Source organism: Saccharopolyspora erythraea NRRL 2338, assembly GCF_000062885.1.
GTDB lineage: Bacteria > Actinomycetota > Actinomycetes > Mycobacteriales > Pseudonocardiaceae > Saccharopolyspora_D > Saccharopolyspora_D erythraea.
Window position 1 is genome coordinate 6,685,814 of record NC_009142.1, and the last position, 18,292, is coordinate 6,704,105.

Sequence of the window (18,292 nt, forward strand, 5' to 3'; positions counted from 1 at the left end):
CGCTACTGGCACATCTTTCAGCGGTCGGCTGCTGCGGCCTCCACGCCTGGGGGCCGCAGCAGGAACACCTTGGGCGCTATCCGGTCCATGTCGCCGCCCTTGCCGACCACCAGTCCGGCGGCGAAGTCGACGAGTTGGATCGCCTCGGCGTTGGACATGGCGGTCAAGTCCATCACGACCGCGTTGCCCTGGCGGAAGTAGTCCCCGACGTAGTAGACGTCCTGGTAGCTCTGCGGGTGCAGCGTCTTGACCACGGATCAAGTCTTACCGCGGAAATCCGGAAGTCAAGCGCTGACCAGGGGGATCACTCGCGAGGAACTCCCGCCCGGAGGCTCGCGGCCCGTCTCAGCGACGCGGCTCGGGTGCCAGGTCGGCGACCGGGCCGATGACGATCACCGCGGGCGGGTTCACGCCCTCGTCGCGGATCGCGTCGGCCACCCCGTCGAGGGTGCTGCGCAGGGCGCGCTGGCCGCGGGTGGTGGCCTCCTGCACCACCGCCACCGGCGACTTCGGGTCGCGCCCGTGCTCGATGAGCACCGCCGCGAACTCCCCGATCCGCTTGACCGCCATCATCAGCACCAGGGTGCCGCGCAGCTTCGCCAGCGCGGGCCAGTCCACCAGCGACTGCTCGTCGTGCGGGCCGACGTGCCCGGAGACGACGACGACCTCGTGCGCGACGCCGCGGTGGGTCACCGGCACGTCCGCCGCCGACGGCGCCGAGAACGCGCTGGTGATGCCCGGGACGGCCGTGACGGCCACCCCCGCCTCCACGCACGCCAGCAGCTCCTCGAAACCGCGCCCGAAGACGTAGGGGTCGCCGCCCTTGAGCCGCACCACGAACTTGCCCGCCCTGGCGTGCTCGATCAGCAGCGAGTTGATGACGTCCTGGTTGGCCGCCCGGCCGTAGGGGATCTTGGACGCGTCGACGACCTCGACGTGCGGGCCCAGCTCCTCCAGCAGCTCCCGCGGCGCGAGCCGGTCGGTGATCACCACGTCGGCGCGGCCCAGCAGCTGCCTGCCGCGCACCGTGATCAGATCCGGGTCGCCGGGGCCGCCGCCGACCAGCGCCACGCCCGGCGCGGGCGCCTCGGCGCTCTCGTCGACCACCCCGGTGCGCAGCGCCTCGGCGAGGGCGTCGCGCACCGCCGCCGAGCGGCGGTGGTCGCCGCCCGCCAGCACCCCGAGCAGCAGGCCGCCGTGCTCGGCCACCGCCGGGGTCACGGCCGTGCCCCGCGAGGCGTCGTCGGCGCGGACGCAGAACACCCGCCGACGCAGGGCCTCGTCGGCGACCGCGGCGTTGACCTCGCCGCCGGTCGCGCAGGCCAGCGCGTACCAGGCGCCGTCCAGGTCGCCCTCGGCGTAGGGGCGGCGGTGCCAGCGCAGCTCGCCCGCGTCGGCCATCGCCTCCACCGCCGGGGTCGCCTCCGGCGCGATGACCTCGACCAGAGCACCCGCGTTGATCAGCCTGGGTACCCGGCGCTGGGCGACGGTCCCGGCCCCGACCACGACCACCCGCTTGCCGGTGAGGTCGAGTCCTGCGAAGTAGTGGTGCTCAGTGTGCGTGGTCATGTCCGTTGTCCGTGTCGTGTCTCGCCCGGCGCCGCCGCCGGATCAGTGCTGGGAAGGAGCGCGAACACCACCTCGTCGTGGCTCCACGAGCACCGGCCCGGTCACGGCGCGCCGTCCGAGGGCGCCCGCCCGGCGCCGGTCGCGCCAGGTGCGCCGGTCGCCTCAGCCGCCCCGGCGGTCCCGGGCGTGCCGGTCGCGGGGGCCGGTCCGCCGCCGGCGCGGTCGTCCGATCGGGACAGCCGCCACCAGAGCGCGGCGCCGCCCCATACTGCCATGAAAGCCGCCAGCGTCAGATAGCCGAGCAGTTCGAAGTGGTCACCGAGGCCCGCCACCGGCTCCAGCGGCGAGAGACCCAGCTCCGCGAGCGCCCCGGCCAGCACGACCAGCGCGACCACGGCGGCGAGCACGACCGTCAGCGCCGTGGTCGTCACGTTCACCGAGAGCCTGCGCAGCGGCCTGGCCAGGGACCAGGTGTAGGCGCGCGACATCAGCATGCCGTCCACGCTGTCCACTGTGCACATTCCGGCGGCGAACAGCAGCGGCAGGCTCAGCACCGCGATCGCGGGCAGGTGCCGGTCGGGCGCGACCATCGCCAGCACTGTGACCTCGGTCGCGGTCTGCATGCCGAGACCGAACAGCAGCCCGATGCCGAACAGGTGCCAGGACCGGCCGACCAGGGCCCGCATCCGCCCGCGCAGCACCCTGGCCATCAGCCCGCGCCGCCCGAGCACCAGCTCGATCTCCTCCTCGGCGACGGCGCCCCGCCGCGCCCGGCGCAGCAGCCGGAGCGCGTCGCGCAGCACGACGGCGTTGAGGACCGCCAGCGCGCCCAGCACCACGACCACGACCACGTCGACGAACAGCCCGGTTCGCAGCCCGGCCTCCTCGGCCCACGCCTGCGCGGCCGGGCCCGCGACGAAGGCGACCGCGAAGGCCAGCAGCAGCACCACGCTGGCGTGCCCGAGGGCGAACCACATGCCGGTCGACACCGGCCGCCGCCCGCGCTGCATGAGCAGCCGCGTCGCGTCGTCGATCACGGCCACGTGGTCGGCGTCGAACCCGTGCCGCAGGCCGAGGAGGTAGGCGGTGGTCCCGGCGGCGGCCAGCCCGCCCGCCGCGCTGAACGACTGCTGGTGCAGCAGGTAGGCGCTCCAGCCCACCAGGTGCAACGCGCCGACCGCGGCGAGCACCCACGCGGCCTTCCTGCGCTCGACGGTGCCCCACGCGTGGGGCGACTGCACGGATCGCTGTTCGATCGACATCTGCCGGATCTCCTGGGTTCTCCGCCCGGGGGCTCCTGATCCGCGCGCCGCGGGCGCGACGCGGGGCCGGCAGCGAGTCTCCTGACTCCCGGATCGCAGCGGGTCACCCGAGCCTTCCAGCCCTCACGGGCCGTGGCCGCACGTCGGGTCCGCTCCCCGGTCACAGTGGCGGGACCGTCCCGGATTCGCACCGGGTTCCTGCGCCGCAGGCCGTCGTATCCTGACCTCCAGAGCGACCGAGGTCAATCCGCGCGGCGGTTCCGGCGGCGGGTGCCGGGGCGCGGCACGCCGTCCGACCGGCTGCTGGACCGTGCGTTGTGATCCGCATCGCCGTCCGGCTGCGCGCCACCCATCCTGGTGAGGTCGGCAACCCTTCCGCTGGGTCGTTGACCAGCGCATGCTGGTCAACGTGAGCACCGAGGAGGCGATCATGAACGAGACTCGGACGATCACGTTGAACCTTCAGGTCGTGGAGGCGGGGGCGAAGACGACCGCGGACGTCGGGATGACCACCGGCGACGGGCAGGCGCTGCACGGGCACGGCACCGCACGGCGGCACCCGGACGACCCCGACGTACCGCAGATCGGCGACGAGATCGCAGTCGCCCGCGCCCTGTTCGAGCTGGCGCACAAGCTGCTGGACACAGCGGCTCACGACATCGGCGACCGCCTCCACCGGCGGGTGCACCTGCCGGCCTGACGCCCGATCCAGCCCGGCCACCTGGTCCGCCAGGTGGCCCGCGCCTGCGGTGCGGGCGATGGCGGGTGATCCGCCCCGCTCGCGACCGCCCTGACGTGCCCCACCGTCCCCGGTCGGCAGAACGCCCGCGTTCCGTCCGATCCGGCCCCGGTCAGGATCCTGGCCCCGCAGGCGCCGACCTCAGACCGACGGCACTCCCGGCACGCGGACGACGTCGATGTCCGCGGCCTCGACGTCGGTGTCGGCGTCGGCGGAGAGCAGCGCCACCGCCCGCCCTGACCGCGCCAGCGCGACGGCGTCCGCCGCGCCGCCGCCGCGGACCTCCGTCCCCTGCCGCAGCAGGTGCCGCAGCTCCTCGACGCGCCCGGCGGGGTCGACCACGACCGCCGCGCGACGCAGCTCCGCCTCGGCGCGCGGCGTGCGCAGGTCGGGCGCCGGGCCGAGGTCGACCACCGCGAGCCGGCCCCGCGGGCGGGGCCGGGCCGCCGCGATGGTCGCGCCCGCGCTGCTGATCTTGGCCACGACCAGTTCCGCGGCGCCGTGCTCGGCGACCGCGTGCAGCGCCGCCGCCTCCGCCACGCTCGGGGTACCGAGCTCGGTCTCGACGGCGTCGCTGGGGTTGGGTACCTCGACCTCGGCCAGCGTCGCCGCCGGGTAGACCAGCAGCGGCAGCTCGTCCCCGGCCTCCACCGCGTGCCAGAAGCCCAGGTCCTGCACGGCCTCTACGACGCCGTCCTCGTCGGCCTTGCCCTCGACGGTGGCGAACGCGCGCACCGACCGCAGGTCCAGGCCGTGCCCGCGCTCCAGCGTCGCCACCAGCTCGGTCACCTCCGACCGGGCCACCCCGTGCCGGGAGCCGACACCCACCACGACCGTGCGGGGCACGATCCGGACGGTGCGCTCGGGATCGTCGCCGTAGGGCCTGCGGTCGTCCACCACGACCGTCCACACCGGATTCTTCGGTTCGGCGCACACGTTCTCCGGCAGCGCGGGCAACGGGAACCCGTGCGGGTTGAGCAGCTGGACCGGCGCGCCGTCGAGCACGGCGGCACCGCAGGCGGCGATGTCGCCGTCCACCGCGGCGTCGAGCAGGTCGACGACCTCGTCCCACGGCGAGCTGCTGCCCCCGCCCGGCGTCGTGGTGATCACCGGGGTGCAGCCGAGCACGTCCGCGACCTGCTGGGCCAGCGCGTTCGCGCCCGCGTCCTGCCCGCCGTCCAGCGCGATGGCGAAGCGCAGCCGCTCGTCCACGCATACCACGCCGGGGTCGACCTGCCGGTCGGTCAGCAGCGGCGCGACGAGCCGCACCGCCTCACCGGCGGACAGGAAGAACACTGCCGCGTCCAGCAGCGGCCACATGCGCCGGACGGTGGGTGCGAGCGGACCGTCGGCCAGCACCGCGTCCGGTCCGAGCCGCGACGCGAGCTCGGCGGCGGCCCGGCGAGCCGCCGGGGTGAGGGCGAACAGCCCGATCACGACTGCTCACCCGGGGTCTTGCGGTGGCCCGAGATCAGCACCACCGGCTGGGTCGGCTGGAGGCTCGGCGCGCCGTCGGGCAGGTCCACCAGCCTGCTCGCCGCGAGCTGGACGCCTTCGACCTGGTAGCCGGCGTAGCGCAGCGCATCGCGGGTGGTGGCGACGCGGTCCAGCGCCGTCAGCGCCGCGACCACCCTGGTCGCCCCGGCGTGCGCGCACGCGGCGAGGACGTCGGACCCGCCGCCGCCGATGAAGATCGCGTCCGGTTTCGGCAGCTCCCGCAACGCCTGCGGGGCCGCGGCCTCCACCACCCGCACGTCGACCCCGTGCCCGGCGGCGTTGGTGATCAGCCGCACCACCTGGGTCTCGTCGGGCTCAACCGCGATGGTCGCCGCGCCCATCCGGGCGCACTCCACCGCGACGGAGCCGGAACCGGCGCCGACGTCCCAGACCAGCGTGCCGGGGCGCGGCGCGAGCTTGGCCAGCGCGACGGCGCGGACCTCGGAGGTGGTGACCATGCCGTCGCGGTGGGAGAACTCGTCCTCCGGCAGCGCCCATCCCGGCTCCGGCGGCAGCGGGTCACCGCCGGCGTGCCAGCTGCGCTGCGGCACGGCGTCGGGATCGGCCAGGCACAGCACGATGTTGGGCTCGCGCCAGCTCCTGGCAGCCGCATCGGCCGGGTCCACGGTGGTCAGCGACTCGTTGGGGCCGCCGAGGTCCTCGGCCACGACCAGCGTGCGCCGCCAGCCGTCCAGGCCCGAGCCGAGCTGCGCCGGTCCCGCGCCGCGCACCGTCAGCACCGCGACGGCGGGACGCGCCCGGCACACGTTGAGGGCCTGGGTGATGTCGCGTCCCTGCGGCGAGACGACGGCCACGTCGTCCCACGACCGGCCGGCCTTCGCCAGGAGCCGCTGGACGCTGGAGATCGCGGGCAGCACCCGGCAGCGGATGCCCCGCTCGCGCAGTGTGCGCACGACGCCGAAGAAGCCGGGGTCACCGGAGGCGAAGACGACGCCGTGCTCGTCGGCCGAGAGCGCCGTCAGGGCGTTGAGCGCCGGTTGGAACGGGCCGAGCTCCAGCTTGCGGGCGTGGTCGGGCGCGTGCGCGTCCAGGTGCCGCCGCGCGCCCACGACGAGCCTGGCCTCCTCCAGGGCCTCGGCGCTGCCGTCGGGCAGCGCCGCGCCGTCGACCCCGATCACCGTGACTCCCACGTCACCCACCTCGCCTCGCTAGCCACCGTGCGAGCACAAGTCCACCACGAGCCCGCTCGGGGGCTACGCCGTGCTCCGCTTCCCGGAGTCCGGGCCGGAGCGGCCGGAGGTGGACTTGCCGCCCGCCGGCTTGGTGGTCTTGGCCGACTTCGCCGACTTCGTGGCACGGGTGCCGGAGGCCTTGCTCGCGGCGGTCTTGCCGGACTTGGACCGGACCGACGCCTTCGCGGTGGCCTGCTCGCTCCCGGTGCGCCGCGCGGCCGAAGCGCGCTTCGGCGCGGCGGTGGTCTTTCCGGCGGGCTCCGCGGCGACGGTGGGCTCCGCGGCGACGGGCTCGGCAGTACCGGCGGGCTCGGCAGTACCGGCGGGCTCGGCAGTACCGGCGGGCTCGGCAGTACCGGCGGGCTCGGCAGCGGCGGTGGACTCGGCGGCGCTGGCGGAACGGGGTTGCGGCGCGGTGGCGGACTCCGCCTGCCGCGCGGCGGGCTTCGCCTCGCCGACGGCGCTCTCGCCCCCGGCCGCGTCCGCGCCTGCCGCCACCGGCTCACCAGCGCCGGCCTGCGGCTTCGCCGCCTCACCCGATGCCGGCTCCGACGCGTCGGACACCGGCGGCTGGGCCTGCCTCGGCACCTCCGGCGCCGCGGCCCGCTCGCCAACGGGTTCGTCCTCGTCGAGGAACAGATGTGGTTGCGCCGCAACGGATCCCGCCGTGTTCCCGGACGACCGCCCGCTGCCCGGCCGGCCCGCGCCACGCGCGGTCTCCTGCCAGCTGCGCACCGCCCACCAGGCCACGTCCGAACCCGGCTGTTCCCGCCTGGTGCCGTTTCCCGGGGCGCTTCCACCGCCGTTCCTCCCGGCAGTGCCGCTGCCATTGCGCCCGGCGTCGCCGCTGCCGTTGACCGACGTCTCGGGCCCCTCGGTGGCCGGCGCGGCGCGCTCGCCACGCGTGAACCGCCGGCTCGGCGCGTCGGATCGCCGGTAGGCGTGGAAGTGCCCGGACGGATAGCCGCGGCGCCGCCCGTGGTCCTCCAGCGACCGGCCGACGACGAACAGCGCGTTGCGCCACAGCCGGTGCTGCTTGACGGTCTTGGCCAGCTCACCGATCGTCGTGCGCAGCAGCACCTCGTCCGGCCAGCTCACCTTGTAGGCGATGAGCACCGGGACGTCGTCGGTGTAGCCGCCCGCCCGCAGCTCGTCGGCGAGCTGACCGGCGCGGGCGGCCGACAGCAGCACCGCCATCGTCGTGCCGTGCCTGGCGAACTCGCGGACCCGTTCCCGCTCCGGCATCGGCGGCTGCCCGCCCTCCAGCCTGGTCAGCACCACCGACTGCGCGACCTCAGGCACGGTGAGCTCCCGCCCGGCCGCGGCGGCCGCCGCCGAGAACGTCGCGACGCCCGGCACGATCTCCACCTCGAGGTCCATCCGGGCGCACGCGTCGTACTGCTCCTGGACGGCGCCCCACAGCGCCGGGTCGCCGGAGTGCACCCGCGCCACCTTGAGGCGGTCGCGCTCGGCGCGCCGGTAGATCTCGACGGCCTCCTCGTGGGTCAGCCGCGAGGAGTCGACGAGTTCCGCGTCGGTGCGCGCGTGCTCCTGGATGCACTCGGGCGCCACCAGGCTCGCGGTCCACACCACCACGTCGGCTTCGGCGATCCGGCGCGCGCCGCGCACGGTGATCAGGTCCGCCGCGCCCGGCCCGGCACCGACGAACGAGACGCGACCCGGGTGTGTTTCACCAATCATGTCCAACCAATCGCAACTGTGCCGGAGGATGTGCGGAACCGGGCGGGAAACGCCGGACGTGCCGAGGCGCCGTGTCGTCGCCCTCGCCGGGGTCTGACCGTACCTCTTGATCTCCGTCGCTCAATCGGGGCGGGCACCTCGCGCCGCATCGCGGTCACCGTCGGTGATCCGCTGCTCCGATCCGGGGGCGCATCGCTTCCGCGAAACGGAAGACCGCGTCCGGACCACCCGCGGGGTGCGTGTGCAGATACGAAGCGTGAACTCCACTGTGGACGAATCCTTCGGCGGTCACGCCACCGGCCCGCCAGCGCCACGCGGGCCGCTCGCCCGCGCCGGGTTCCAGGACGGTGCGGTGGAACTCGTGTCCGCTTATGCGCTCACCCTCGGCGAAGAGCACCGAGTCCGTCGCGGCGACCGCGTCCCGGTACCCGAGCGTCAGCTTCGGCGACATCGCCGCACGGGCGCGCAGCACCCCGCACATCGGATGCCCGTCGAGCTCGTCCACCAGGTACAGCAGCCCGCCGCACTCGGCGTGCACCGGGCCGCCGGACGCCGCGAAGTCCGCGATGTCCTTGCGCAGCAGGGAGTTCGCCGACAGTTCGGCGACGTGCTGCTCGGGGAACCCGCCTGGCAGCACCAATCCCGCGGTGCCGCCCGGAAGACGTTCGTCGCGCGTCGGGTCGACCACGACGACCTCCGCACCGGCCGCGGCGAGCAGCTCCACGTGCTCGGCGTAGCCGAAGGTGAACGCCGGGCCGCCGGCGACCGCCACCACCGGGCTCCCGCCGACGCGCCGCACCTCCTCCTCCGGGCTCCAGACGTCGCCGGTGAGCGCGGGAGCGGATTCGGCGAGCGCGGCAACGGAGTCGAGGTCCACCGACTGCTCGACGACGTCGGCCATGGCCGACACCACGCGGGTCGCCTCCCCGCCGTGCTCGGCCGCGGTGACGAGCCCGAGGTGCCGCGACGGCACGCGCAGTCCCTCGGTGCGGGGCAGCGCGCCGAACACCGGCAGGCCCGCCACCTCGGCCGCCTCCCGCAGGACCTCCTCGTGCCGCGCCGATCCGACCCGGTTGAGGATCACGCCGCCGATCCGCACTCCCGGCTGGAAGGTCCGGAAACCGTGCAGCAGCGCGGCCAGGCTCTGGCTCTGCCCGCTGGCGTCGACGACGAGCACCACCGGTGCGTCGAGCAGCCCGGCCACGTGCGCGGTCGAGCCGAAGGCCGGACCGTCCCCACCGGTGCCGATGCGGCCGTCGAACAGCCCCATCACGCCTTCCACGACCGAGAGACCGGCCCCGGCGGCGCCGTGCTTGAACAACGGCACGATCCGCTGCTCGCCGACGAGAACCGGATCGAGGTTGCGCGCCGCACGGCCCGCCGCCACCCGGTGGTAGCCGGGGTCGATGTAGTCGGGCCCGACCTTGAACGGCGCGACCGCGGCGGACCTGCGCCGCAGCGCCGCCAGCAGACCCGTCGCCACCGTCGTCTTGCCGTGCCCGGAACCGGGCGCCGCCACGACGACCCGCGCGAACCCGGCCGTGCGCGCGGGGGCGCTCACCACTCGATGCCCTTCTGCCCCTTCTGCCCCTCGTCCATGGGGTGCTTGACCTTCGTGGTCTGCATGACCAGGTCGGCGGCGTCGATCAGGGCGTCCGGGGCGTAGCGGCCGGTGATCACGACGTGCTGGTGGCCGGGGCGGTCGCGCAGGGTGCTGACGACCTCGTCGACGTCCACCCAGCCCCAGTGCAGCGGATAGGTGAACTCGTCGAGCACGTAGAGGCCGTGCTGCTGCTCGCCGATCCGGCGGGCGATCTCGCGCCAGCCGTCGAGCGCGGCGGCGGCGTGATCCTCCTCGCTGCCCTTCTTCCGGGCCCACGACCAGCCTTCGCCCATCTTGTGCCACTCGACCGGCCCGCCTTCGCCGGTCTGCTCGTGCAGCCTGCCCAGCGCCCGGAACGCCGACTCCTCGCCGACGCGCCACTTGGCCGACTTGACGAACTGGAACACCCCGATGGACCAGCCCTGGTTCCAGCCGCGCAGCGCCATGCCGAACGCGGCGGTCGACTTGCCCTTCATCTCACCGGTATGCACCACGACCAGCGGCCGGTTGCGCCGCTGTCGAGTTGTCAGTCCGTCGGCCGGCACTGTCGATGGCTGTCCCTGAGGCATGCTCCGACCCTAAGCCAAGTGGCGCCGATCTCAGCGGCCCCGGTCAGGCGGCATCCGCGCGCGGCAGCCGCGCCGTCAGGCTCCGCGACCGCGTTTCCCCTGGAAAGAAAGGGCCCTCGCGCTCAACCAGCCTGGGGGTCACCGGGAGCGCGAGGGCACTTTTCGGGTCCACCCCTGGGGGTCAGGTGGACGCGAACACCGTACCAACCGGTCTGCTCGCCTCGTACGGGAAATCTCCAATCTCGTAATCAAAACGAGATCAAGCCGCGCGCGAACCGCCATCCCGCACGGCGCGCACGACACCGGCGACGTTGTCGGCCGACAGTTCTTCCAGCCGCAGGCACGGCGCCGAGAGCGCACCGGCGAGCCGGTCGGCGAGCCCCAGCCGCACCATCCCGTTCTCGCAGTCGACGACGACCGATGCGACGCCGGCGTCGGCGAGCAGCCCTGCCGCGCGCAACGCGTCGTCGACCGCACGGCGCGCCCGTCCGTCCACATCGGACTTCAGCGGGACCGTCGCCTTGCCGTCGGTGAGCAGCACCAGCAGCGGACGGCGGCGCGGGTCGCGCGTGCGCTCGGTGCCGACGACCTTGTTCGCCTTGAGCAGTCCGTCGGCGAGCGGCGTGCGCCCGCCGGTGCGCAACCTGCGCATCCGGACCGCGGCGGTGTCCACAGAGGACGTGGGCGGCAGCGCCACCTCGGCGGAGTCGCCGCGGAAGGTCACCACCCCGACCTTGTCCCGTCGCTGGTAGGCGTCGCGCAGCAGGGAGAGCACGGCACCGCTGACCGCCGACATCCGTTCGCGGGCCGCCATCGAACCCGACGCGTCGACCACGAACAGCACCAGGTTGCCTTCCCTGCCTTCGCGAACGGCGTGCCGCACGTCGTGGCGGCGGAGCAGCAGCCCGGGACCGCTGCGTCCGCGCGCGGACTGGTGGGGCGCCGCGGCGCTCAGCGTGGCGGGCAGGTGGATGCCGTGTCCGTCCACTGTGGAAGCGCGTACGGCGCGGCCGGTGCGCGACCGCGAGCGGGAGCGCCTGCCGGGCGCGCCCTCGCCGACGCCCGGCACTTCCAGCAGCCGAGCCCGGAACGCCGCCGCGGGCGGCGCGGGCGGACGCTCCGACGGGGCCTTGCGGCGCGGTTCGCCGCACTCCTCCGGGGCGGCTTGACCGCCACCCGGCCCGCCGTCCGGGCCGTCGCCGTCAGGACCGTTCCCGTCGGGGCCGCCATCGGGACCGTCGGGGCCGTCCGGTCCGTCGTCGGGATCGGCCGCGCCGTCCGGGCCGCCTTCGTCGGGGCCGTCGTCGGATCGTCCGTCGCGGTCGTCGCCGGACTGCTCGTCGTGCTCGTCGCCGGGTTGCCCGTCGTGCTCCCCTTCCGGCGGGTTGTCCGCGTGCTCGGCGGCGTCGGAGAGCGCCTGCTGCAACTGCTCCTCCTCCACCCCGGGCTCGTCGAACGGGTCGCGGCGCCTGCGGTGCGGCAGCGCGAGGCGGGCGGCCGCCTCGACGTCGGCCTCGGCCACCGACTCCGCGCCGCGCCAGGCCGCGTGCGCCACCGCCGTCCGGGCGAGCACGAGGTCACCGCGCATGCCGTCGACCTCGAAGGCCGCGCACAGCGCGGAGATCCGCCGCAGCTCGGAGTCCGGCAGCACCACCGAGCCGACCCGTTCCCGGGCGGCCGCGATCCGCTTGGCCAGGTCGGCGTCCTCGTCCTCCCAACGGCGGGCGAAACCCGCCGGGTCGGCCTCGAACGCCAGCCGCCGCCGCACCACCTCGGTCCGCGTCGGCACGTCGCGGGAGGCCGTGACGTGGACCGTGAGGCCGAACCGGTCGAGCAGCTGCGGCCGCAGCTCGCCCTCCTCGGGGTTCATCGTGCCGACGAGCAGGAACGAGGCGGCGTGGGTCACCGAGACGCCCTCGCGCTCGACGTGCGCGCGTCCCATCGCGGCGGCGTCGAGCAGCAGGTCGACGAGGTGGTCGTGCAGCAGGTTCACCTCGTCGACGTACAGGACGCCGCGGTGGGCGGCCGCGAGCAGACCGGGCTGGTAGGCGCGGACGCCGTCGGTGAGGGCGCGCTCCAGGTCGAGCGAGCCGACCAGGCGGTCCTCGGTCGCGCCGACCGGGAGCTCCACGAGCTGCGCGGGGCGGACCGACGAGGCGGTGCCGTCGTGCGGGCCGTCGGGGCAGCGCGGGTCGGCGTCCAGCGGTGCGCAGCCGAAGCGGCAGTCGGGCACCACGTCCAGCTCGGGCAGCAGCGCGGCCAGGGCGCGCACGATGGTCGACTTGGCGGTGCCCTTCTCGCCGCGGACCAGGACCCCGCCGATGCGCGGGTGCACCGCGTTGAGCAGCAGGGCCAGCCGCAGGTCGTCGTGTCCGACCACGGCGGAGAACGGGTAGCGCACAGCGGTCATGCGTGCAGTTCCTTCCTCGGGTCTCGGGCGCCCCGGGTGGTGGGAACAAGGGGTGGCAGTGTCCTGACTCCCGGCTCGCCGCGTCCCTCCGGCCTTCCCAGGTCGCCCCGGTGGCTCGCGGGGGAGGTCCGCTCCCCGGTCACAGTGGCGCCGGCCGTGCCGGACTCCCACCGGCTTCCTGACGCACTCCTTGCTTGGACCACCGTGCATCGTCGCAGACCGCGATCACCGGCGAGGGCGCGGCGTAACGAGAACCACTACTCCGGCGGACCGCCTCGGCGCGTCAACAGCGCCGTGCGCAGGGCATTCCCGGGGCGGTGCACGTCCGTCAGGTCACCGGGGCTCGTCCGGTAATGGCGGCTGTACCGGGGGTTCGAGGGCGCTCCCGCGCGCGGGACACAGCACTCCCTGCCCGTTCCCCCTGCGTTCGGCGCCGCCCGCCTCCGACTGGTCGGAGCCCGCTGCGCCGGGCCCACCACTCTCCGGCCTGGGCCACCTCCAGGTCTTCCCAGGCCGCTCCGCCAGGTCCGCCGCTACCCGGCCGCGCCGCCTTCTGCCTGCTCCCCCAGACCGCTCCGCCAGGTCCACCGCTACCCGGCCGCGCCGCCGACCGGCGAGTTGGCGGTGCGGGTGCGCGGGTCGCGTCGCATCTCGATGTGCGGAATGCCGTCCTCCAGGTACTCTTCGCCGTCCTCGATGAAGCCGAAGGAGCGGTAGAAGCCCAGCGCGTAGGTCTGCGCCGAGAGCACCGCGGGCTCGCGCTGCACCTCGGCGACCGCGGCCCGCATCAACTTGCGGGCGAGCCCGAGCCCGCGCGCGCTCTTGGCGGTGCAGACCCGGCCGATCCGGAAGGTGCCGTCGGGGTCCTCCAGCAACCGCAGGTAACCGAGCACGTAGCCGTCTGCTGAATCGATCCAGAAGTGACGTGTCGTCGCTTCCAGATCACGACCGTCCAACTCGGGGTAGGGGCACTCCTGTTCGACCACGAAGACGTCGACGCGCAACCGCAGCATCCGGTAGAAGTCTTCGGCGTCGAGATCCGCCGTGTAGGCGCGGTGCACAGAGGTCGCAAGAGGCTGAAGGGTCACCCTTACCTGGATATCACAACCGACCCCCGACAACCGCATTCACGACCGCTCGGAGTTGCTAACAACACCCTCCGCAGCAGCCGAGTCCGTCGCAGGTCACACGGCCCTGCCGGCCACCGGAAGCGCCCACCGCGGCCTCGCGACCTCCCCGCGCAACGCCCCGAGCCGCCCGAGCCGCCCCCCAACGGGCTGACGGCACTCGCCACCGGGCAGCAGCGTCCGTTGCCCGAACTGCCCTCACCACCTGAGCTGCCGCCCACGGTCTCCCACGCTCGCCACCCGAGTCGCCGCATCGCCGCCCGCGAGCTCTGCTCCCGCCGCCTCAGCCGCGCGTCGGCCCGCCCGGTCACGCTCCCGCGATGTCGCCGGCGTAGGTCGCCAGCCGCGTGTAGACACCCGGCTGCTCCGGCCGTCCGCAGCCCACGCCGTACGACACGACCCCGACCAGGCGCCCGTCGACCACGTACGGGCCACCCGAGTCACCCCCGCACGCGTCCCGCCCGCCCTCTGGCGTGCCCGCGCAGAACATCGACGACCGGTCGAACCCCCCGTAAGCGCGGCTGCACTCGGCCTCCGCGGTGACCGGCACCTCGACGGAGCGCAGCACCGACGACTGCGCCCCCGACTCGGACGTGCGCCCCCAGCCGTAGACCCGGCCGACCGTCCCGGTCTGGTACGGCGCGGTCTCGCCTTGCCCGACGAGAGGGAGGACGCGGTAGTCGACCGGAGTCCTCAGCGTCAGCACCGCGACGTCGTGCCCGCTCGCGAAACCTTCGTACCGCGGGTGAACCCACACGGCGTCGATACCGCTGACGACTCCCTCCTGCGTACGCAGGTCGGACCGCCCGACGACCGCGCGGAGGCCGCCGAGCGGACGCCGCTTGCCGGTCGCAAGATCGACGGTGCAGTGCGCGGCGGTGACCACCTTGATCGGACTGATGAGGGCACCGCCGCAGAACTGGCGGTCCGAGTCATCGGTGAGCGCCACGATCCACGGCGCCTCCGCGGCCGAGGTCTCCGAACCCCCGAGCACCCGCGCTTCGGGCTCCGCCGCGGCGGCGGCGACCGGGTAGACACCGGCGAGCACGGTCACCGCCCCGGTCGCCAGTAGCCGCCGCACCTTCCGGGCAGCACGAGACGCTTCGCCCTCGGACGCGTGTCCCGCCATGGAAACCATCCCGACGACCTCCCGGCGCCCCACCGCAACCCCGGCGCACTCGGCCTCCCTCGGAGCCGGCACCGCACGCCAGACAGCCACCTCCCCACCAGCCGCCACCGCACCCCGGGCAGCCGCCTCACCGGCAGACGCCGCCGCACCCCGGGCAGCCGTCACCGAGCGCCGGACAGTCGCCTCACCACCGGGCACCACTGCACCCCGGGCAGCCGTCACCGAGCGCCGGACAGTCGCCTCATCAGCGGGCTCCATCGCCTCATCGCGAGCGACCTCGCCCCCGAGCACTCCGTCGCGCTCAGTCGCCGCGCCACACCTGGGCGCCCGGCTATGCCCGTTGGCCACCGCGCCGCCTCCGAGCGCCCCGGCACGCCCAGCAACCGCCGCGCCACCCCCGTGTGCTCCGGCATGCCCGGCCGCCACGCCACCCCCGAGCGCCCCGGCACGCCCGGCAACCGCTGCGCCACCCCCGTGTGCTCCGGCGCTACCTGCCGCCGCCAGGCCGCCTGCAAACGTTCCGCCCCGGTCGGCGGCCTCAGGCACTCCGCCGCAGGCCGCGACATCGGCGTGGACTGCCGCCTCGCCCCGCGCCGCCCCGACATGGCCAGCCTCCCCGCCACAGGCAGCCGCCCCGCCACTGCGAGTCGCTCCGCCGCTCCGCCGGGGCGCCGACCACTCCTGCCCTGACCCGGTGGACGTTCCAGCCGATCCGACGCTGTGCCGTGTGCCGTGCCGCACGTCGAGCCTCCACCTCTCCCTCGCCGAGCGATGACGGCACACCGTAGCGAGTCGACTACCCGGACATCACGAGGCACAACTCACACAGCGGCAAGAAAATATTTCGTTAAGATGGATCACGACGGGAAATCTTGCGGGTCAATGCCCTGCTGACCCGTTGCTCATCCGCCTCGCCCCAACACGATCCCGGCGCTCCGCGCGTTCCGGGGTCGTCCGCCTGCGCCGATGCAGGGCCAGATCCACCAGATCAAGTGACACCCGGTCGTGCGGGTCGGTGCCGCACGCCCCAGAAGGAGGGACCGAATGCTGCTGGACCTGACCACCGTGCCCGCATTCCTGCTCGCGAGCGCGGTGGTCATCCTGACTCCCGGTGTCGACGCCTTCCTGCTGCTGCGCACGTCGCTGCGCTCGGGCGTCCGGCCCGGGCTGCTCACCCTCGCCGGCATCCACACCGCGAGCATCGTGCAGGTCGCGGCGGTGATCTCCGGCCTCGGCGCGCTGATCACGCGGCAGCCCGCGGTGCTGGCCGTGCTCAAGTGGATCGGCGCGGCCTACCTGATCTACCTCGCCGCGACGATCCTGCGCGGCCTGTGGCTGACCAGGAAGGAGTCCGCCAGCGGAGCCCTCGACGCCACCCCCGCGCCGGACCCCGCGAACCCGTACCTGCGCGGGCTGCTCAGCAACATCACCAATCCGAAGATGCTGCTGTTCAGCCTGGCGTTCCTGCCGCAGTTCGTCGGCGTCGCGGCCAACCCGGCGCTGCAGCTCGTCGCGCTCGGCGTGATCTTCCTCGTCCTGGCCGCCATCTGGGAGCTGACCATCGTGCTGGCGGCGGCCCGGATCGCCGACCGGCTACGGCACCCGCGGGTCGCCAAGTCGCTCGACATGGTCAGCGCCGCGGCGTTCCTGACGATCTCGGTCGGGCTCGTCGCGGGCTGACCGGCCGCGCGCCGCGACAAGGAGGCAGGTGAGCAGCGCGAGCACCGCGCTCGCGCTGAAGATCACCGGCGGGGTGGCGACACCCGTGAGCAGGTCGAACACGTAAGGCGCGCAGAAGCCGAGGTAGGCCAGCGCCCAGAACACCGCCGTCAGGCGCGCGAGCCGCGACGGCGGTGCGATGCGGCCGACCTCGGTGAGGCAGTACGTCACCAGCATCCCGTAGCCGCCGCCCAGCAGGACGTCCGCGCACAGGGCCGTCCACGGCTGCTCCAGGACGATCGCCGGGACCGCCAGTGCGAGTCCCGCCGCCACCGCCCACAGCCCCGCCAGCGCGGGAACGATGCGGTTGCCGACGGCCAGCCGCCTGGCCAACGGCTGGGTGAGGACTCCGCTGCCCGGCGTGAGCAGGGTCGCGACCCCGGCGTAAACGGTCTCCGAACCGGTGAGACGGCCGTCGACCAGGCCGGGGAGCACGCCGAACCCGACTGACGGAGCGAGGAAGACCCAAGGCGCGACCGGCACCACCAGCCACCAGAAGCGCGGATCCCGCAATCCACTGCCGGACGCGGCAACCGGTAGCGAATGCGGCCTGGTTTCGGGAGCGGCCACGGCGGCCGTGAGCGCACCGGCGCACAGCACCAGGTGCGGCACGTAAGCGATGACCATCGGGTGCGGTGCCCACTGCGCGATCAGGGCTGCGACCAAACCGCTCACGCTGAACCCGGCGGACAGGAACAGACCCGCTCGCCGTGCGCCGGTCCCCTCGTCGACGACGTCGCCCGCGTAGGAGAGTTCCTTCACCCAGGCGCTGCCCGCGGCCAGTGCGGCGCCGGTGCCGACACCGGTCAGCAGCCTGCCGACCGCGAGCCACGGAGTGGCGACCGCACCCGCCATCAGTGCGGCGGTCCCGACCACCCCGACGGCGACCGCGCCCAGCACGACGGGCTTGCGACCGAACCGGTCGGCGATCGGACCACCGAGCAGCAGCCCCGGCAGCAGTCCGACGACGTAGACGGCGAACAGGCTGGTCACCGTCGTGCTGGCGAGACCGAGATGAGTCCCGTAAGCACCCAGCAGCGACGAGAACTGGTTCGCTCCCCAACCGGCGGCCGTCAGCAGCAACGCCGCCCGAACCCAAGCACTTCTCACGTATCCACTTCTAGGCGGTGCGGAGTGGAACGCGCACCGCCCCTTCAGCAAACGTAAACGCCGGTATCGCCACCGGCTGTTCACGTGCTAGCCAGCCGCACCGCTGGATCACGGCTGGCAGCCCAGTCGCCAAATCAACGGCGACCAGGCAGGCCGCTCGCCGCACGACCGAACTACTCCGGCCGGCCGGCCCCAGCACACCACCGAGCGCCGCGCACCCGCCGAACCAGCGACCGCTAGCGACCGTCGAAAATCGATCGCTTTGCCTCCTCCACCCCCGAGCGAGCGACGAACCCGACCGCCCGCCAGCCGAATGGTCCCACTCCGTCCGGTCAGCACCGCCGCCACTCACCGGAACCACCACTTTCGTCCGGCCGAACCGACGCACTCCCCTGGACCACGAACTCTGTCCCGGTCGCAACCGCCGCCGCTCGCCCAGCCCATCACCAACCGACCACCCGCCGGTCCCCCACGAACGAACGCCGCACAGGCCATCAGCCGCCCCGCGGAAAGCCCGACCGCCCACCGGTGAGCCAACAACCACACCGACGGACCCGGCTGCCAAACCAACGCCAGTCCGCGACCGACCCGCCCCACCCAATGTCCGGCCGCGCTGACATTCCCGGCCACACGCCCCCTACGTCCCCACGGACCCACAGCCGGC

14 protein-coding genes and 2 riboswitches are annotated in these 18,292 nt (G+C 74.1%); of the genes, 2 read left to right on the plus strand and 12 right to left on the minus strand.

All coding sequences use genetic code 11. The annotated features are described in order from the left end of the window. Positions 1-17: 17 nt before the first annotated feature. The 3 genes from SACE_RS28560 to SACE_RS28570 form a co-directional block, all read right to left on the minus strand. Entirely contained in the window at positions 18-254 is a 237-nt protein-coding gene (locus SACE_RS28560) for a cell division protein SepF (RefSeq protein WP_009943734.1), read from the minus strand. Between the two features lie 91 nt (positions 255-345). Then, positions 346-1,569 carry a uroporphyrinogen-III C-methyltransferase gene (cobA, locus tag SACE_RS28565; RefSeq protein ID WP_011874899.1) on the minus strand — a complete coding sequence of 408 codons (1,224 nt, stop codon included), beginning with the start codon at positions 1,567-1,569 and terminating at the stop codon, positions 346-348. A gap of 101 nt (positions 1,570-1,670) precedes the next feature. Continuing rightward, entirely contained in the window at positions 1,671-2,831 is a 1,161-nt protein-coding gene (locus SACE_RS28570; RefSeq protein WP_009943733.1) for a HoxN/HupN/NixA family nickel/cobalt transporter, read from the minus strand. 75 nt (positions 2,832-2,906) lie between these two features. Further along, positions 2,907-3,031: riboswitch (cobalamin riboswitch) on the minus strand. A gap of 230 nt (positions 3,032-3,261) precedes the next feature. On the opposite strand from SACE_RS28570, the gene SACE_RS28575 reads away from it, so the two are divergent. Further along, entirely contained in the window at positions 3,262-3,531 is a 270-nt protein-coding gene (locus SACE_RS28575; RefSeq protein ID WP_231849820.1) for a DUF1876 domain-containing protein, read from the plus strand. A 180-nt stretch (positions 3,532-3,711) separates the two neighbouring features. Here SACE_RS28575 and SACE_RS28580 read toward each other — a convergent pair whose 3' ends face one another. The 8 genes from SACE_RS28580 to SACE_RS28615 all read right to left on the minus strand — a co-directional run bounded on the left by SACE_RS28580 (position 3,712) and on the right by SACE_RS28615 (position 14,799). Continuing rightward, a complete protein-coding gene (locus SACE_RS28580; protein ID WP_009943730.1) occupies positions 3,712-5,007 on the minus strand; it encodes a cobalamin biosynthesis protein in 1,296 nt (431 codons plus the stop codon). Then, positions 5,004-6,218 carry a precorrin-6y C5,15-methyltransferase (decarboxylating) subunit CbiE gene (gene cbiE, locus SACE_RS28585; RefSeq protein WP_009943729.1) on the minus strand — a complete coding sequence of 405 codons (1,215 nt, stop codon included), beginning with the start codon at positions 6,216-6,218 and terminating at the stop codon, positions 5,004-5,006. Before cbiE ends, SACE_RS28580 begins: the two co-directional genes overlap by 4 nt. Before the next feature lie 63 nt (positions 6,219-6,281). Then, positions 6,282-7,961: a precorrin-4 C(11)-methyltransferase gene (cobM, locus tag SACE_RS28590; RefSeq protein WP_009943728.1), complete on the minus strand. Its 1,680-nt coding sequence runs from the start codon at positions 7,959-7,961 to the stop codon at positions 6,282-6,284. Positions 7,962-8,115: 154 nt separating this feature from the next. Further along, positions 8,116-9,525: a cobyrinic acid a,c-diamide synthase CobB gene (locus tag SACE_RS28595; RefSeq protein WP_009943726.1), complete on the minus strand. Its 1,410-nt coding sequence runs from the start codon at positions 9,523-9,525 to the stop codon at positions 8,116-8,118. Next, entirely contained in the window at positions 9,519-10,133 is a 615-nt protein-coding gene (gene cobO, locus SACE_RS28600) for a cob(I)yrinic acid a,c-diamide adenosyltransferase (protein WP_009943725.1), read from the minus strand. Before cobO ends, SACE_RS28595 begins: the two co-directional genes overlap by 7 nt. 259 nt (positions 10,134-10,392) lie before the next feature. After that, positions 10,393-12,543, minus strand: coding sequence for a putative cobaltochelatase (locus SACE_RS28605; protein WP_009943723.1), 2,151 nt, complete (start codon positions 12,541-12,543; stop codon positions 10,393-10,395). A 37-nt stretch (positions 12,544-12,580) separates the two neighbouring features. Then, positions 12,581-12,762: riboswitch (cobalamin riboswitch) on the minus strand. A gap of 371 nt (positions 12,763-13,133) precedes the next feature. Beyond that, positions 13,134-13,631 carry a GNAT family N-acetyltransferase gene (locus SACE_RS28610; RefSeq protein ID WP_011874900.1) on the minus strand — a complete coding sequence of 166 codons (498 nt, stop codon included), beginning with the start codon at positions 13,629-13,631 and terminating at the stop codon, positions 13,134-13,136. A gap of 346 nt (positions 13,632-13,977) precedes the next feature. Continuing rightward, entirely contained in the window at positions 13,978-14,799 is an 822-nt protein-coding gene (locus tag SACE_RS28615) for a serine protease (protein WP_231849821.1), read from the minus strand. 1,044 nt (positions 14,800-15,843) lie between these two features. Between SACE_RS28615 and SACE_RS28625 the strand changes: the two genes are divergently transcribed. After that, positions 15,844-16,479, plus strand: a complete 636-nt coding sequence (locus SACE_RS28625) for a LysE family translocator (RefSeq protein ID WP_009943719.1) — start codon at positions 15,844-15,846, stop codon at positions 16,477-16,479. Here SACE_RS28625 and SACE_RS28630 read toward each other — a convergent pair. Further along, on the minus strand, positions 16,393-17,628 hold the full coding sequence (locus SACE_RS28630; protein ID WP_231849823.1) for an MFS transporter: 1,236 nt from the start codon (positions 17,626-17,628) through the stop codon (positions 16,393-16,395). The two genes, SACE_RS28625 and SACE_RS28630, sit on opposite strands and share 87 nt — an antisense overlap. Positions 17,629-18,292 lie beyond the last annotated feature (664 nt).

Coding starts and splice junctions, on each gene's coding strand:
- cobA (WP_011874899.1), bottom strand. CDS start 1,569: ATGACCACGCACACTGAGCACCACTACTTCGCAGGACTCGACCTCACC.
- SACE_RS28570 (WP_009943733.1), bottom strand. CDS start 2,831: ATGTCGATCGAACAGCGATCCGTGCAGTCGCCCCACGCGTGGGGCACC.
- SACE_RS28575 (WP_231849820.1), top strand. CDS start 3,262: ATGAACGAGACTCGGACGATCACGTTGAACCTTCAGGTCGTGGAGGCG.
- cobM (WP_009943728.1), bottom strand. CDS start 7,961: ATGATTGGTGAAACACACCCGGGTCGCGTCTCGTTCGTCGGTGCCGGG.
- cobO (WP_009943725.1), bottom strand. CDS start 10,133: ATGCCTCAGGGACAGCCATCGACAGTGCCGGCCGACGGACTGACAACT.
- SACE_RS28605 (WP_009943723.1), bottom strand. CDS start 12,543: ATGACCGCTGTGCGCTACCCGTTCTCCGCCGTGGTCGGACACGACGAC.
- SACE_RS28615 (WP_231849821.1), bottom strand. CDS start 14,799: ATGGCGGGACACGCGTCCGAGGGCGAAGCGTCTCGTGCTGCCCGGAAG.
- SACE_RS28625 (WP_009943719.1), top strand. CDS start 15,844: ATGCTGCTGGACCTGACCACCGTGCCCGCATTCCTGCTCGCGAGCGCG.